This is a genomic window from Streptomyces thermocarboxydovorans (assembly GCF_039524635.1).
GTDB classification, from domain to species: domain Bacteria; phylum Actinomycetota; class Actinomycetes; order Streptomycetales; family Streptomycetaceae; genus Streptomyces; species Streptomyces thermocarboxydovorans.
On record NZ_BAAAGU010000042.1, the window covers coordinates 22,421 to 38,471 of the forward strand.

Here is a 16,051-nt window from a genome sequence, read left to right on the forward strand (position 1 = left end):
AACGTGCGTCACGCCCTTGCCCTGCTCCCGCGCCGGGCGGCCGAACGGGTGCCGGTGCTGCCCCTGGCGGCGGTGATCGCCCTGCTGGCCGTGCCGCACACGGGTGACGGCGCCGGTCCCGCGGACGCCATGTCCGGGCTGCTGGTGGTGTACTGCGTGATCCTGCTGCTGCGCGAGCGGCAGCGCCCGCTGACGCCGGTGGCCGCGCTGGTGCTGGGCCTTCCGGTGGCGGGCCTCGCACTGGCCGCCATGGGGGCGTCCTCGGCGACGGCCGGGCTCACCGGCCTCGGCCGCTATCTGCAGATCTTCGTGCTGGTCCCGGCCGCGGTGCTGGTGCTGACCCGGAACCGGGCCGACTTCCGGGTGCTGGCCTGGACGTTCGTGGGGCTCGCGGGGTGGCAGGGGGCCGTCGGTGTGCACCAGTACGTCACCGGCACCGGCGCCAGCTACCAGGGCGAGCCGATCCGGGCGGTCGGCACGTTCGGAGCGCAGGACGTGATGGGCATGGCGACGGTGGTCGCGCTCGGCCTGGTGTGCGCGGTGGGCCTCGCGCTGGGGCGGGCGCCCCGGGGGCAGCGGGCGTTCGCGGCGGGCTGCGCGGTGGTGTTGCTGCTGCCGCTCGCGCTGTCCTTCAGCCGGGGCGCCTGGATCGCCACGGCGCTGACCTGCGCGGTGCAGCTGGTGCTGGCGGGGCTGCAGCGCGCGGTGAAGGCGGGCGCGGCGCTGGTCGCCGCGGGGATCGTGCTGATGGGCGGCTTCGGGGTCGGCACGGCGCAGCTCCAGGAGCGGATCGACAGCATCGGGCAGGTCACCGACGCGCCCGACCAGTCCGTGGTGGACCGGTACGCGCTGTGGGGGTCCGCGCTCGGCATGTGGCGGGAACAGCCGCTGACCGGCGTGGGCCTGAAGAATTTCCCCGAGTACCGCGACGAGCACGCCACGCTGGCGCTGTCCTCGGGCAGCGACATCGGGGGCGCGGGCGAGGCCTACCACAAGCAGGCGCTGCTGTCGCCGCACAGCATGTATCTGCTGGTGCTGAGCGAGCAGGGATTGATCGGGCTGGTCACCCTCGCCGGCGGCTGGCTGGCGCTGCTGGTGTGCGGCCTGCGCCGGCTGCTGCGGGCGGACCGCCACGGCCCGGCCCCCGACTGCGGCCTCATCGCCTGCGGCCTGCTGATCTGGCTGCTGACCGACTTCGTCTACGGCGACATCGGCGGCCCCTCGACGGTCCTGACGGCCATGGCCCTGGGCCTGGCCGCCTGGTGGGGGCTGGCTGCCGGCCCGCAGGAGGCCGCACGGCCGTACGGCGAGCCGGCCGCGCGGGTCGAGGAGGCCGTGTCCCGATGACGCTCGTCCCCTCCCACACCCCGGGCACCCCGGGCACTCCGGGCACTCCGGGCACGCCACCCGGCCCCCGTACCGCCGCCTCCGCCACCGAGCCGGGCCCGACGACGGCCCCGGATGCGGACGCCACGGACGCTGCTTCCGGTGCGGACTCGGCGACTGCCTCCGGTCCGGACTCCCGGGCTGCCTCCGGTCCGGACACCCCGCCCTACGGCCAAGGCGCGCCGACCGCCCACGGCAAGGGCCCCATGACCTCCTACCGCCGGGACTCCACGACCACCACCCCGGACTCCACGACCGCGCGAACCACGGGCGCCGTACCTGCTGCGCGGCCTGCACGCACCAGCGGAGGGGCCGAACAGGCCGCGGCCTCCGGGAAGTTTCTGGCGCGGGCCACGCTCGTCACCGCGGCGCTGTCGGTCGGCGGGTCGTTGCTGGGGCTGCTGCGGGATCAGTCGCTGGCCCGGCTGTTCGGGGCCGGGAGCGACACGGACGCCTTCCTGGTGGCGTGGACCGTGCCGGAGGTTGCGGCGACGCTGCTGATCGAGGACGGGCTGGCGATCGCGCTGATCCCGGCGTTCAGCATGGCGCTGGCCCGCCGGGCCAGGGGTGTGCCGGGTGATCCCGTGCGGGAGCTGGTCGCCGCCACGCTGCCCCGGCTGTGCCTCGCTTTCGCCGCCGTGGCCGCGCTGGTGGCCGCCGCCGCCCCGCTGCTGGTGCGGGCGCTCGCCCCGGGGCTGCCCGATCCGGGGCTCGCCGTCGACTGCACCCGGCTCACCGCGATCAGCCTGCTGGCCTTCGGCCTGGCCGGCTACTGCAGTGCCGCCCTGCGCGCGCACCGCAGCTTCTTCGCGCCCGCGGCGATCTACATGGCCTACAACGCCGGCATCGTCGCCGCGATGTTCCTGCTGGGCGCCACCTGGGGCGTGCGGTCGGCCGCGGTGGGCGTGGCGGTGGGGGGTGTGCTGATGGTGGTGGTGCAGCTGCCGTCGCTGTGGCGGCAGCTGACGTCCCGTACGAACGCGCCCGTGGACGCCCCGGACACCGGTGACGATCCGCGCCGGCCGGTGCGGCTCGCGCTGATCGCCGCCGTGCTGCTGTTCGCGCTGTGCCGTCAGTCGCAGGTGCTGGTCGAACGCTTCCTCGCCTCCTCGCTGCCCGCCGGGGCCATCTCGCACCTCAACTACGCGCAGAAGGTCGCCCAGATCCCGATGACGCTGTCGCTGATGGTGGTCACCGTCACCTTCCCGGTGGTGGCGCGGGCCCTCGCGGACGGCGACACCGAGCGGGCCCGGCGCCGCGTGGAACGCGATCTGGTGCTGGCCTCCTGCGTGGTGCTGCTGGGTCTGTGCGCGGTGCTGGCCTGCGCCCCGCAGATCATCGGACTGCTCTTCCAGCGCGGCGCGTTCACCGCGGACGACACCGTGGCCACGGCGGACGTGATGCGCGTGTACGCCCTCGGTCTGCTGGCGCAGACCCTGGTGGGCGCCCTGGTCCGCTCCTACTTCTCGGCGGGCCGCCCCTGCTGGTACCCCCTGGCGGTGATGGTCGCCGGTGTGGCCGCCACCTCGCTGATCGGCGCCGTCACCGTGGGCCCGTGGGGTGTGGCGGGGATCGCCGCCGCCAACGCCTTCGGCATCACCGTCACCGCCGCCCTGCTGCTCGCCGGTCTGCGCTCCTCCCGGCGCGGCGGCAGCCCGTGCGGCGTCTCGATCCGGGTGCGCAAGGTTCTCGCCGAGCTGAGCAGGCCCGTGCTGGCCGCCGCCGCGGCGACCGCCGCCGGATGGTTCGTGGCGGGCCGGACCGACTCCCCGGCGGCGGGTCTCGCCGCCGGCGGTCTGGCCGTCACCGCAGTCTTCTTCTCCCTCGCCTGGGCCCTCGGCGTCCAGGGTTTCGCATCCGCTGTGCGCCCCGTACGCGCCGTCACACGAAAGCTGACTCATGGCCGCTTCCGTTGATTCCGTCTCCACCGGCAGACCCGGCAGACCCTCCGCCCCGCTCCCGGGGCCCGTCCCGTGGATCGCCATGTACCACTCCGTGGGCGACTGCTCGGACGATCCGTACCGCATCACCGTCACCCCCGAGCGGCTCGGCCGGCAGCTGGCCTGGCTGCGGCGGCGCGGCCTGCGCGGGGTGTCCGTGGCCGACCTGCTCGCCGCCCGCGCCCGCGGCGACGGCCGCGACCTGGTCGCCCTCACCTTCGACGACGGCTATGTCGACTTCCTCACCGGCGCGCTGCCGCTGCTGCGCCGCTGGAACTGCGGCGCCACCCTCTTCGTGCTGCCCGGACGGCTGGGCGGCGACAACGCCTGGGACCCGCTGGGCCCGCGCAAGCCGCTGCTGAACGCGGCCGGCATCCGGCAGGCGATCGAGCACGGCGTGGAGATCGGCTCGCACGGTCTGACCCATGTCGACCTGACCAAGACGGACGACGCCACCCTCAAGGCGGAGGTCGCCGAGAGCCGCGCCCTGCTGAAGGAGCTGACCGGCGGCCCGGTCGAGGGCTTCTGCTACCCGTACGGCACGGTCGACCAGCGGGCCGTACAGGCCGTACGGGAGGCCGGCTACCGCTACGCCTGCGCCATCGACCCCGGCCCGCTGACCGGCCTGCTGGCGCTGCCGCGCGTCCACATCGGCCAGAACGACACGGCCTGGCGGATGTTCCTCAAGCTGCGCCTGCACCGGCTGCGCCGCCGCCCGGCGAAGGGGGATGCGGCATGAGGGTCCTGCACATCATCACCGGTCTCGGCGTCGGCGGCGCCGAGCAGCAGCTGCGGCTGCTGCTGCGTCACCTCCCGGCCGACTGCGAGGTGGTGACGCTCACCAACCCGGGCGCGGTCGCCGACGGTCTCGCCGCGGACGGAGTCCGCGTCACCCATCTCGGCATGCACGGCAACCGGGACCTCACCGCCCTGCCGCGCCTGGTGCGCCTGATCCGCGCGGGCCGCTACGACCTGGTGCACACGCACCTGTACCGGGCGTGCGTCCACGGGCGGCTCGCCGCACGTCTGGCGGGGGTGCGGGCGGTGGTGGCCACCGAGCACTCGCTGGGCGACACCCAGATGGAGGGCCGCCGGCTCACCGCCGGGGTGCGGGCGCTGTACCTCGCCAGCGAGCGGCTGGGCTCGGCGACGGTGGCGGTGTCCGCGGCGGTCGCCGACCGGCTCAAGCGCTGGGGGGTGCCCGCGCCGCGCATCGAGGTGGTGCCCAACGGCATCGACCTGAACGGCTTCCGCTTCGACACCGGGCGGCGCGCCGCCACCCGCCGCCGGCTCGGCCTGCCCGAGGACGCGTTCGTGGTCGGCGGCATCGGCCGGCTCGCCCCCGGCAAGCGGTTCGACGTGCTGGTGCGGGCGCTGCCCCGGCTGCCGGAGGACTGCTGGCTGCTGCTGGTGGGCGGCGGCCCCGAGGAGCACATGCTGCGCCGCACCGCCCAGGAGGCGGGCGTGACGGGCCGGGTGCTGTTCACCGGGGAACGCCCCTACATCGCCGACGGCTCCTCAGGCCCCGATCTGCCGTCGCTCACCTCGGCCATGGACCTGTTCGCCTCCCCGTCCGCCGACGAGGCCTTCGGCCTGGCGGCGGTGGAGGCGCTGGCCTCCGGTCTGCCCGTGCTGTACGCGGCCTGCCCGGCGATCGAGGACCTGCCGCCGTCCGAGACCAGCGGCGCCCGGCGGGTGCGCGGCGGGCCCGAGGAGTACGCCCGCGCGATCACCGAGGCGCGTGCCGCGGGCCCCCGGCCGCGCACGGTTCTGCAGGCCGCGCACCGCTACAGCATCAGCCGCAGCGCGGCCCGGCTGATGGACGTGTACGCGGCGGCCGTCTCCGGTCCGGGCGCGTCGCCGCGCGGCGCGTTCCTGCCCGCCCCCTCTCCCCCGGCGTCCACCGCGACGCCCTCTTCTTCCTCCGCACCTTCGTCCGCCGTCTCTTCCGTCTCTTCCTTCGGAGCAAGCCCGTCATGACCGACTCCCCGACCCGTCAGCGCCGTCTGTCCCTGGCCCGTGCCGGTGCGCTGCCGTCCTGGTCCGTCCTCGCGGCGGGCACCCTGCTGGGCGGTCTTCTCGGCGGCGCCTACGGCCTGTTCACGCCGGCGACGTACACGGCCACCAGTTACGTCGTCGCCGTGCCGACCTCGAAGTCCACCCCGGAGGCCGCCCGTGGCTTCGCGCAGGCGTACGGCCGGGTGGCGACGCAGCTGGCGGTGCTCGGGGACGCCCAGGTGTGGGCGGGGGTGCCGGTCGGGACGCTGCGCGAGAGCGTGCGCGCCTCCACCTCGCCGGACGCCCCGATGGTCGCCCTGTCGGCCACCTCCTCCGAGCCGGCCCGGGCGGTCGAGATGGCCAACGCGGTGTCACACGCGCTCACCCAGCACGCGGAGCACAGCCGGGACAGCACCCAGGTGCGTCTGGTGCAGTTCTCGCGGGCGGTGCGGCCGAGCGAGCCCACGTCCGCCTCGCCGGGTGTGACGGCCCTGGTGGGCGCGAGCGCGGGCGGGCTGCTGGGCGGCCTCGGTCTGCTGGCGCGGCCGAGGCGAGGCGGCCGGGACGACGAGGCCGTCCCGGCCGCTTCGGTGCCCGGTCCGGCCACCGCCGCCGATGCGCACGGCAAGCGATGATCCCGGTGCCGGCCGGGCCGAGGGCGGAGGCTCTACCACCACGTGAAGCGGATGCAGAGCCGCCCGCCGAGCCAGTGCTCCACCCAGTCGCCCAGGTCCAGAACCGAGCAGTTCGGCGGCTCGGCGGGGGCGGGCGGCTGCGTGGGGGCCGTGGGTGTCGGTGTGGGCACCGGGTGCCCGGGGTGGTCGTGGCGGCCGGAGAGGACGGACCGGTAGACGTGCGACGACCGCGGGTTGGCGTCGCACTGCCACACCCCGTGCGGGCAGTAGTCGGTCAGCGTGTTGTACAGCGGCCGGTGCTCGGCGATCCAGGAGAGCATGCGCCGCATGTACTCGGGATTGTCGCCGTTGCGGAACAGCCCCCATTCCGGGTACGAGATGGGCTTCCGGTGCGCCCGGGCGAATTCCACGTGGTGCCTCAGCCCGTACGGTTCACTCACCTGCTCGTCGAACGACATTCCGGACGGCTGGTCGTAGGAATCCATTCCGAGGATGTCGACCATGTCGTCCCCGGGGTAGCACTCGCTCCACGGGACGGCGTCCCGGCCGCGGCTCGGGGTGAAATCGAACCGGAATCTCTGGCCCGGCACCGCACGCATCGTGGTGACGATCCGCCGCCAGTACGTCTTCCACGCCTGAGGGTCCGGCCCGCAGCGGTGGGTGTAGGTGCTGCCGTTCATCTCCCAGCCGAGCACGATCACCGTCTCCGGCACCTTCAGCCGCACCAGCCGTTCGGCGAGGGTGCGGAAGTGGTGGTCGAACTCCCCGGCCGCGCCGCGCCGCAGCAGCTCGCGGACCTCGTGGTCGGGCACGCCCTCCTCGTTGCGGGCCTGCATGGGGACGTTGAGGACGAACATCCGGCCGGGCTTCGCGTTGCGCCAGTCGGCCCACGCCTCGAGCCACTGCGCCCTGCCCTCGATGTCGCTCCAGTCGTTGCCGGGCAGGTAGGTGTGCCCGACGGTGAGCTCCGTGCCGCCCAGCCACTGGCTGAACTGGGCCATCCGGTCCACGCCCTGCTGGTCGGAGGCGAGGAAGACGCCGGAGGGCGGGAACTCCCTTCCCGCCGTCGTCGTCCGGTCGGCCGGCTGGGGCAGCAGCGGTACCGGGGCGGCGGGCACGGGCGCGGGGGGCTCAGTCGGGCCGGCGGTGCCCGGGACGACCGGCGCCGGGGCGCGGCCGTCGTCGACGGGCAGCACCGTGGCGTCCACGCCGGTGACGAGGAGACCTGCCGCCAGGGCGGCGGACACGGCGAGCGCCGCGGCTCCCCTGACCGGCCGCCCGCGGTTTCGGACCCGCTTCTCGTGAGGGGCCATGTCTGCTCCTTCGGTCGGGTCGTTGGCGCTCGTATCGCTCACGGAATTGCTCACGCTATTGACCAACAGTCACATGAAAGTCAGTCACAGATGATCCACCGACGCCACCGTCGTTGCGGCTTTCGAGTGCCGTTCTCGCCCGAGCGGGTGAGCGGACGGAATGCGGACGGACGCCGGTGATGAAAGCTCCGAGCCGCTCCGGAAGAAAGCGAGAATTCGTGTCGCTGCTCGACACCCAAGTCCCGGCCGTGGTGCTGCGGACCGACCGGAACCCTTTTCACCACGGAACGCTCGGCGCCGTGCGTTCCCTCGGCCGGGCGGGCGTGCCCGTGCATGTGGTCGCGGATGTGACGGGCAGTCCGGTCGGCCGTTCGCGCTATGTGACCCGGCTGCACGCCCCGCCGCCCCCGCAGGCGTCCGCCGCCGATCTGCTCGCCGTGCTGCGCCGGGTGGCCGGCGAGATCGGGCAGCCGGCCGTGCTGGTGGCCATGGACGACGCCTGCGCGATCGCCGCGGCCCGCCTGCGCGAGACCCTCGCCCCGTCCTATCTGCTGCCCGAGATGCCCGAGACCCTGGCCGAACGGGTCGCGGACAAGGCCGAGTTGGCCGCCGTGTGCGCCTCGGCGGGGCTGCCGCACCCGCGGACGCTGGTCCCGGACAGTGCGGTGCGCGCCGCCGACGACGCGCGGCGGCTCGGGCTGCCGGTGGTGGCGAAGTGGAGCCGCCCCTGGCTGCTGCCGCCCGGCCGGGGGCTGCGCAGCACCCAGCTGGTGCACACGGCTCAGCAGGCCCGGAAGCTGTACGAGCGCACCGAGGAGGCGGGCAGCCCGCTGCTGCTGCAGGAGTTCCTGCCGCCGGGGCCGGACCGCGACTGGTTCTTCCACGGCTACGCCGACCGCACCGGGGCCCTGCGCGCGGGCGGGCCGGGCCGCAAGCGGCTGGCGTGGCCGCGCGGCGCGGGGCTGACGGCGGTGGGCCGCTGGACGCCCAATCCGGAAGTGCGGGAGCTGGCGGAGCGGCTGGTCGCCGCGCTCGGCTACCGCGGCATCCTCGACCTGGACTTCCGGCGCTGCGGCACAACGGGCCGCTACCACCTGCTCGACTTCAACCCGCGGCCGGGCGCGCAGTTCCGGCTGTTCGCGGACAGCGCGGGCGTGGACGTCGTACGGGCCCTGCACCTGGACCTGACGGGCCGTGCGCTGCCGGACGGGGAGCAGCTGGCGGGGCGGGAGTTCGTGGTGGAGAACTACGCGCCGCTGGCCGCGCTGCGCGGCGCGCCGGGCGGGCGTGAACTCGCCTGGTACGCGGCGGACGACCGCCGTCCCGGGTGGGCGATGTGGTCCCTGTGGTGCCGCCATGTCTCCGGCCGGCTGCGGCAGCGCCTGATCCCGAGGCCGGCGGCACCGGCCACCCCTGTGATCCCCCGGGCGGCCTCACCCTTGCCGACCGACAACGAGAAAGCGAGCAGTTGATGATGTACGACCTTCTGGTGGTGGGTGCCGGTCCGTACGGGCTGTCGATCGCGGCACATGCCGCGTCCGCCGGGCTGAGCCTGCGCGTGTTCGGCCGTCCCATGGCGTCCTGGCGCGACCACATGCCCGCCGGCATGTTCCTGAAGTCCGAGCCCTGGGCGTCCAACCTGTCCGACCCGGCGGGCCGCTGGCGGCTGGACGTCTACTGCGCCGAGAACGGGCTGACGGCGCGTCACGCCCACCCGATCCCGGTGGAGGCGTTCGCCGGGTACGGCCTGTGGTTCGCCAAGCACGCGGTGCCCGATGTGGACGAGCGCACCATCGTCCGGCTGGCGGCCGCGCCCGGCGGTTTCGTCGCGGTCACCGAGGACGGTCAGGAGGTGCACGCGCGCACCGTGGCGCTGGCGGTCGGCGTGATGCCGTTCATCGAGGTGCCGCAGGCGCTGCGCGGGCTGCACCCGTCGCTGGTGACCCACAGCAGCCACCACAGCGACCTCGGCCAGTTCCGCGGCAAGCACGTCACCGTGATCGGCGGCGGGCAGGCGGCCCTGGAGACGGCGGCGCTCCTCGCCGAGCAGGGCACCCGGGTGCGGGTGCTGGCGCGGGCGGACCGGCTGGTGTGGAACGACGTGCCGCCGCCGTGGGAGCGCCCGTGGTGGCAGTCGGTCCGCTCCCCGCACAGCGGTCTCGGTCCCGGCTGGAAGAACTGGTTCTACTCCGAGCGTCCGGGCCTGTTCCGGCGGCTGCCGGAGACCACCCGGTCGCGTATCGCCGCGACGGCGCTCGGTCCGGCGGGCGCCTGGTGGCTGCGGGACCGGGTGGAGTGTGCGGTGGAGGTGGCGCCGGGCCACGCGGTGACGGCCGCCACCGCGGTGCCGGGCGGGGTGCGCCTGGACGTGCTGAGCCGTGACGGCTCGGTGCGTTCGATGGAGACCGAGCATGTGATCGCGGCGACCGGCTTCAAGGCCCGCTGCGACCGGCTGGGCCTGCTCGCGCCGGAGCTGCGCCGGAGCCTCGTCACGATGCCTGACGGCTCCCCCGATGTCGGCCGGTGCTTCGAGTCCTCGCACCCGGGGCTGTTCCTGGCGGGCCTGATCACCGCGTCCGGCTTCGGCCCGGCGATGCGCTTCGTGCACGGGGCGCCCTTCACGGCCTCGGCCCTCGTCCAGGGCGTGCGGCGCCGGCTCCGCTCGACCCCGGCCCGCGGCACGGTCCCGCTGCCCGCGAGCGCCGGCCGCGCCGAGACGCCGACACCGGTGACGCGCTGACGGGGGCCCTGCGGGGCGTAGCGAGGGCCGCCGACGGGAGCTTGCTTCCGTCGGCGGCCCTTTGTCATGCGGCTGGAGCGCCCGCGCTCCCGGACCGGACATGGCCGCACTCCACTTCCGCCGGACCGCGCCCCGGGCCGGACGCGACCGCACCCGCGGACGGGATTCACCGCGTCTCCTCTCCGACCCGACCGCGCCCCCGTCCGGCTCGGTCACCACGAGGGTGGCCGTGTCGAACGGGGGCGGTCTGCTGCCAGGGCGGTGGCAGGGCCGGACGGAGAGGTTCGGCGCTCGGGGTGTCCGCCGACGGGACGGGGCGCCCAGACGCGGGACGGGGCGCCCAGACGCGGGACGGGGCGCCTAGACGCGGGACGCGGCGCGGCCGCGGCGGTAGAGCAGGGCACCGCCGATGAGCAGCGCGGTACCGGCCGCCGAGGCGGTGAGGATGCCGTCGCTGCCGGTCTCGGCCAGGCTCGGGGCCTCGGGCTCCTTCTCCTCGGCCGGGGGCGCGACGATGTCCGTCGTCGGCGGCTTCTTGGTGCTCGGCGGGGTCTTGGTCTCCTTCTCCGGCTCGTCCGGAGTGGAGACGCTGTTCTCGCAGTAGTTCTCGTACGCGCTGTTGAAGATGCCCACGACGTCGAGGTTGTTGCCGCAGGCGTTCACCGGGGCGTGCACCGGCAGCTGGATCAGGTTGCCGGAGAGAACACCGGGCGAGCCCTCGGCGCTGCCCACCGCCTGCGGACCGCCCTTGTGCGAGTGCGAGTGGTTGACGCAGGTGTTGCCGGCGGTCTCGTTGAACAGTCCGGCGCCCGCGATGTTGTTGCCGCAGACGTTCACCGGCGCCTCAACCGGCACCTGGACGTTGTTGCCGGAGCCGACACCGGGTGAGCCCTTGGCGATGCCCTCCGCCTGTGCGCCGCCGCCGGAGCCGCTCTTGGTGGCGGACCTCGTGGAGGCGGCGCCGGACGCCGAGGTGGAGGAGGAGTCCGCGGCGGCGGACTTCTTCTTGTCGTCCGAGGAGTTGGCGCAGACGTTGCCGGCCGCTTCGTTGAGCGCGCCGACCGCGCCGACGGTGTTGCCGCATACGTTCACCGGCGCCTCGACCGGCACCTGGACGTTGTTCCCGGACAGCACGCCGGGAGAGTTCTCGGCGGCTCCCTCCGCCTGCGAGTCGGCGATGGCCGGGGCACCGTAGAGGGACAGAATGCCCGTGGCGGCGGCCGCCGCGAACACTCCCCTGCTCAGGGTCTGTCGCAATGTCGTTGTCTTCCTGCTTGAAGAATTGGGAAAGCCGGCCTTTGCGAGGAGACCGACATCCGGGGGTCGGCCTTCTCTTGGCGTCGCATGCCCTACTCCTTCATCAACCCGGTGCACAGGGATCGGTTGCGCAGGTTCACCCGGATGGCCCGCACCGGTTGCGGGCGGCGCGCAGCGGTCGCAGGCACCGCCGATGCCCCATCGTGATGCGCCGGCGTACAACCCCGCGCGGACGCCGGCTGTCTGTACGCGCTGGAGGGAGGAGCCTTCGGTGCCCTTCCGTACAGCGATTGGGGATCAGATGGGGAAGCAGGTCTGGAGAGTCCTCGTGGCCGGTGGTGCGGCGGCGGTGTTCACGGCCGTGGCCGCGGTGCCGGCCGGGGCGGCCGAGGGCGGGGCCTCGTTCACGCGTGTCCAGGTGAACGGCGGCAAGCCGATCGTGATCGGAGTGTCGAAGGAGGTCGCGGTGCCCGCCTCCTTCCGGATGACGACCACGCGCCAGTGGAAGTGGCCGGCGGTGTTCCTGTACCGCGGCAGTGCGGGTACGGGCGAGCGGCTGTGGCACGCCATCGAGACGAGCGACTGCATCCAGGTGGGCCCGGGCGTCTGCGACTTCGACGAGACGATGTACTTCGACCCGAGCGTGTGGGAGATGCGCAACAGCGAGGCCGGAGCCTGGAAGGTCGGGGCCGAGGTCTACTTCAAGGGCGGCGGCGGTGACACCGACGACGAGGGCCTGACGGTCCACGTCAAGCGCAACTCCCGCCTGACCGTCAACGCCTCCCCCGAACCGGTGGCCAAGGGCGCGACCATCACCGTGACCGGAAAGGTCACACGGGCCGTCTGGCAGACCAGGAAGTACGTCTCCTACGGAGGCCGCAAGGTGAGCCTGCAGTTCAAGCCCGCCGGTGCCGCCTCCTACACCACGGTGAAGAAGGTGTACGCGAACGCCTCAGGTGCTCTCCGGACCACCGTGAAGGCCTCCACGACGGGTACGTGGCGCTGGGTGTACTACGGCAACACCACCATCGGGCCGTCGACGTCCTCCGGGGACAACGTCGTGGTGAAGTGACCGCCCAGGGGTCCCCCTAGGACACGACGTCCTTGCGGGCGAAGCCGCGGAAGGCGGCGGCGAACAGGACCAGGGCGTACGCCACGGAGATTGCGGCGCCCTGGATCATCCCGGACCACTCGGGCGTGGGCTGGACCGCGTCGATCCAGGCGAACTGCCAGTGCGCGGGCAGGAAGTCCCGCCAGTGGCCGAGCGCGGTGACCGCGTCCAGCACATTGCCGACGATGGTCAGTCCGACCGCCCCGCCGACCGCGCCCAGCGGGGCGTCGGTGCGGGTCGACAGCCAGAACGCCAGGCCCGCGGTGACCAGCTGGGAGACGAACAGGTACGCCACGACCACCACGAGCCGCTGGGCCGCCGTGCCGGCGTCCAGCGCGCCGCCGGTGGGCAGCCGCAGGGAGCCCCAGCCGTACACGGCTGTGCCGACGGCGAGGGCGACCAGCGGCAGCAGCACCATCGCGGCGAGACTGAGCCCCAGTCCGACGATCAGCTTGGACCACAGCAGCCGCATCCGGGGCACGGGCGCGGCCAGCAGATAGCGCAGGGAGGACCAGCTCGCCTCCGAGGCCACCGTGTCCCCGCAGAACAGCGCGACGGGGATGACCAGCAGGAAGCCCGCGGAGACGAACAGGTTCACGGCGGCGAAGTTGGCGCCGGAGGCGGTGGCCGTGTCCATCAGCGTGACGCGGTCGTTGCGGCCTCCCGGCTCGCCGCCGATCGCGAAGGCGATGGCCAGCACGAACGGCAGGACGGCGAGGACCGAGTACATCACCAGCGTCCGGCGGCGTTTGAGCTGGCGGACCAGCTCCACCCGCAGCGGCAGGGTGCGGCCGGCCCGGTAGCCGGCGGCCTCGGGGTGTCCGGTGAGCGTGCTGCTCATGCCGAGCCTCCGATCAGGGTGAGGAAGGCGTCCTCCAGGCGGCGGTGGGGGCCGACGGAGTGCACGGGCACCTCCAGGCGTACGAGTTCGGCGACCAGCCGCTGCGCGCTGCCGCCGGCGCCGAGGCGGACCAGCAGCCCGTCGTCGGTGCGCACCGCGGAGGCCACGCCGGGCAGCGCGGCGACCTTCTCGACGACGGCGTCCTCGACGGCCGTGGCCGTGCCGACGAGCAGTGTCTCGCCCGAGCCGGTGATCTCGCCGACGGGGCCGGCCTGGACGAGCCGGCCGCGGTCCATCACCACCAGGTGGGTGCAGGTCTGCTCGACCTCCGCCAGCAGATGGCTGGAGACGATGACGGTGCGCCCGGCGGCGGCGTAACGGATCATCACCTCGCGCATCTCGCGGATCTGGGGCGGGTCGAGCCCGTTGGTGGGTTCGTCGAGGATGAGCAGATCGGGCAGGCCGAGCATGGCCTGGGCGATGGCGAGCCGCTGCCGCATGCCCTGGGAGTAGGTGCGCACCGCGCGGGCGAGGGCGTCGCCGAGTCCGGCGATCCGCAGGGCCTCGTCGAGGTGGGCGTCCTCGGGCGGGCGGCCGGTGGCCTTCCAGTACAGCTCGAGGTTCTCCCGGCCGGACAGGTGCGGCAGGAAGCCGGCGCCCTCGACGAACGCGCCGACCCGGGAGAGCACCGGGGCGCCGGGGCGGATGGCGTGGCCGAAGACGCGGATCTCGCCGGCGTCGGGCTGGATGAGGCCCATCAGCATGCGCAGGGTGGTGGTCTTGCCGGCGCCGTTGGGGCCGAGCAGGCCGAGCACCTGGCCGCGTTCGACGCGGAAGGAGAGGTCCTGCACGGCGTACCGGTCGGCGGAGCCGGCGTAGCGCTTGCTCAGGCCGGTGATCTGCAGCGGCACGTCGGCGAGTCCGGGGTCGGGGGCGGTGGGCCCGCTGCCGGTCGAGGTGCGGCGGCGGCCGGTGAGGATCAGGGCGAGGGCGGCCGCGGCGGCGGTGAGCGGCAGCCACCACACCCAGGAGGGCAGGGGTGCCGCGGCGGTGCTGACCCCGGGCGCGGTCGGCACCGTGAGGTCGCTCTTCAGGGCGACGGTGTACTTCGCGGGTGCGGCCGGGGAGGCATAGGCGAGGTCGGTGGAGGCGAGGACCAGGCGCAGGCGGTGGCCCCGCTCGATCTCGTGGTCGATGGCCGGGAGGGTGAGCCGGACGTCCTTGCCCTGCTTGGCGTTCTCGACCCGCACGGGTGTGACCAGCTGGGAGGGCAGCACCTGCTGCCGTCCGTCCGGGCCGACGTCGTAGACCTTGGCGAACAGGACGGCGTCCGCGCTGGTGGAGGTCACGCGGACGGTGGCCGTCGGCGAGCCGGTGATGCGCAGGTCCTCCCGGAGCGGGGCGGAGTCGAAGCGGGCGTGCTGGCCGGGGAAGTCCAGGGAGACGCCGACGCCGAGGGAGGAGAGCTGGGACAGCCCGCCGGACTCCCCGAGTCCGGGAAGGGCGGAGACGGCGGGCGGGCCGGCGCCGGCCGGGTTGTCGAAGGTCTGCTCGTGTCCGGTGAGCGGGATCTCGCGCGGCCCGCTGTGCAGGCCGGGGTAGCGGTCGGCACTCGCGCCGCGCAGCTGGGCCTCGCCGTCGGTGGAGTCGACGCCTCCGGTGCGGGTGACGCGGAAGGCGGGTCCGGTGTCCGCGCCCTCGTCGCCCTTGAGGTGGCGGTCGAACCAGGCCCGCACGCGGCCTTCGACCCGGGCGGTCTCCATGTCGCCGCCGTCGTGGCCGCCGGCGATCCAGTCGACGTCCACGGGGGCGCCGTTGCGGCGGATGGCCGTGGCCGTGGCGTCGGACTGGCCGAGCGGGAAGAGCGAGTCGGACTGGCCCTGCACCAGGAGGGTGGGTACGTCGATGCGGTCGGCGACCGCGGACGGCGAGCGCTTCTCCAGCAGGCGGCGGGCCTCGGCGTCGGGCGTGCCGGACTCGGCGACCCGCTGATACATCCGGCACAGCGCGGGCTCGAACCGGTCGCAGCCGCCGCCGGCGCTGACGAAGAGGCTCGCCCACAGCTTCTTCAGCACGCCGTTCGGGAACAGCGCGTCGGCGAGGTCGTAGTAGGTGAGGGACGGGGCGAGGGCGTCGATCCGGTCGTCGTGCCCGGCGGTGAGCAGGGAGACGGCACCGGCGTAGGAGGCGCCGGCCATGCCGACGCGGGGGTCGCCGGGCTTGTCCAGGCGGACCTCCGGCTGCTTCGCCAGCCAGTCGACCAGCCGGGAGGCGTCGGCGACCTCGCCCTTCGGGTCGTTCAGCCCGATCTTCCCGGTGGACCGGCCGAAGCCGCGCGCGGACCAGGTGAGCACCGCGTATCCGTCGCGGGCGAGGGCCTCGGCCTGCTTGCGCACATCGTTCTTGCTGCCGCCGAAGCCGTGCCCGAGCAGCACGGCGGGGCGGCGGCCGGCCGGCCCCGCGGTGAAGTACGAGGTGTCGATGCGCACCCCGTCGCCCATCGTCATGACCCGGTCGGCACGCCGGACGGCGGGCGGCTCGTCCGAGGCGACCGCGCCGTAGGTGCCGGCTCCGGCGAGTACGACGACGGCGGCCCCGGCGGCGAGGGCACCTCGGGGCCGCAGCGACCGGAACCACCGCAGGCCGGGCAGTCGAAGATCCATGCGAACCACGGTACGGGGTGAACCGCCCGTCCCCCTGCCGCCCGGAGACCGAACCTCGTCACCTCCCGGTGGTGTACGGCCCCGCCACCGCATACCGCGGCCGTTGTACGACGGGGCCGCCCCGGCTCCCGCGTCGGGCGCGTCACGCAGCCATTTGCGCAGTTATG

At 74.1% G+C, this 16,051-nt stretch carries 12 protein-coding genes; 8 read left to right on the forward strand and 4 right to left on the reverse strand.

All coding sequences use genetic code 11. The annotated features are described in order from the left end of the window. Positions 1 to 3 precede the first annotated feature (3 nt). Genes ABD198_RS20020 through ABD198_RS20040 form a run of 5 tightly spaced genes read left to right on the forward strand, consistent with a single transcriptional unit; the run spans position 4 to position 5,959 of the window. A complete protein-coding gene (locus ABD198_RS20020; protein WP_344003619.1) occupies positions 4 to 1,347 on the forward strand; it encodes an O-antigen ligase family protein in 1,344 nt (447 codons plus the stop codon). Next, positions 1,344 to 3,302: a murein biosynthesis integral membrane protein MurJ gene (gene murJ, locus ABD198_RS20025; protein ID WP_344003621.1), complete on the forward strand. Its 1,959-nt coding sequence runs from the start codon at positions 1,344 to 1,346 to the stop codon at positions 3,300 to 3,302. Before ABD198_RS20020 ends, murJ begins: the two co-directional genes overlap by 4 nt. Then, a complete protein-coding gene (locus ABD198_RS20030; RefSeq protein ID WP_344003624.1) occupies positions 3,286 to 4,065 on the forward strand; it encodes a polysaccharide deacetylase family protein in 780 nt (259 codons plus the stop codon). The genes murJ and ABD198_RS20030 overlap by 17 nt, the downstream gene beginning before the upstream one ends. Next, positions 4,062 to 5,306, forward strand: coding sequence for a glycosyltransferase (locus tag ABD198_RS20035; protein ID WP_344003626.1), 1,245 nt, complete (start codon positions 4,062 to 4,064; stop codon positions 5,304 to 5,306). The genes ABD198_RS20030 and ABD198_RS20035 overlap by 4 nt, the downstream gene beginning before the upstream one ends. After that, the gene (locus tag ABD198_RS20040) at positions 5,303 to 5,959 is read left to right on the forward strand and encodes a YveK family protein (RefSeq protein WP_344003629.1); all 657 of its coding nucleotides are present in this window, start codon (positions 5,303 to 5,305) and stop codon (positions 5,957 to 5,959) included. The genes ABD198_RS20035 and ABD198_RS20040 overlap by 4 nt, the downstream gene beginning before the upstream one ends. Positions 5,960 to 5,991: 32 nt before the next feature. Here ABD198_RS20040 and ABD198_RS20045 read toward each other — a convergent pair whose 3' ends face one another. Continuing rightward, on the reverse strand, positions 5,992 to 7,272 hold the full coding sequence (locus ABD198_RS20045) for a glycoside hydrolase family 26 protein (protein WP_344003632.1): 1,281 nt from the start codon (positions 7,270 to 7,272) through the stop codon (positions 5,992 to 5,994). A 218-nt stretch (positions 7,273 to 7,490) separates the two neighbouring features. Here ABD198_RS20045 and ABD198_RS20050 point away from each other — a divergent pair, with 218 nt between their 5' ends. Further along, positions 7,491 to 8,744: a carboxylate--amine ligase gene (locus ABD198_RS20050; RefSeq protein WP_344003635.1), complete on the forward strand. Its 1,254-nt coding sequence runs from the start codon at positions 7,491 to 7,493 to the stop codon at positions 8,742 to 8,744. 2 nt (positions 8,745 to 8,746) lie between these two features. Continuing rightward, positions 8,747 to 10,012: an FAD-dependent oxidoreductase gene (locus ABD198_RS20055; protein WP_344003738.1), complete on the forward strand. Its 1,266-nt coding sequence runs from the start codon at positions 8,747 to 8,749 to the stop codon at positions 10,010 to 10,012. A gap of 360 nt (positions 10,013 to 10,372) precedes the next feature. Here ABD198_RS20055 and ABD198_RS20060 read toward each other — a convergent pair whose 3' ends face one another. Further along, positions 10,373 to 11,269, reverse strand: a complete 897-nt coding sequence (locus ABD198_RS20060) for a chaplin (protein WP_344003638.1) — start codon at positions 11,267 to 11,269, stop codon at positions 10,373 to 10,375. A 301-nt stretch (positions 11,270 to 11,570) separates the two neighbouring features. On the opposite strand from ABD198_RS20060, the gene ABD198_RS20065 reads away from it, so the two are divergent. Continuing rightward, positions 11,571 to 12,341 carry a hypothetical protein gene (locus ABD198_RS20065; protein ID WP_344003642.1) on the forward strand — a complete coding sequence of 257 codons (771 nt, stop codon included), beginning with the start codon at positions 11,571 to 11,573 and terminating at the stop codon, positions 12,339 to 12,341. Between the two features lie 16 nt (positions 12,342 to 12,357). Here ABD198_RS20065 and ABD198_RS20070 read toward each other — a convergent pair whose 3' ends face one another. Together ABD198_RS20070 and ABD198_RS20075 are read right to left on the reverse strand one after the other, a co-directional pair. After that, positions 12,358 to 13,221 (reverse strand): ABC transporter permease, encoded by an 864-nt coding sequence (locus ABD198_RS20070; RefSeq protein WP_344003645.1) that lies wholly within the window; start codon positions 13,219 to 13,221, stop codon positions 12,358 to 12,360. Beyond that, positions 13,218 to 15,884: an alpha/beta fold hydrolase gene (locus ABD198_RS20075; RefSeq protein WP_344003648.1), complete on the reverse strand. Its 2,667-nt coding sequence runs from the start codon at positions 15,882 to 15,884 to the stop codon at positions 13,218 to 13,220. Before ABD198_RS20075 ends, ABD198_RS20070 begins: the two co-directional genes overlap by 4 nt. Between the last annotated feature and the right edge of the window lie 167 nt (positions 15,885 to 16,051).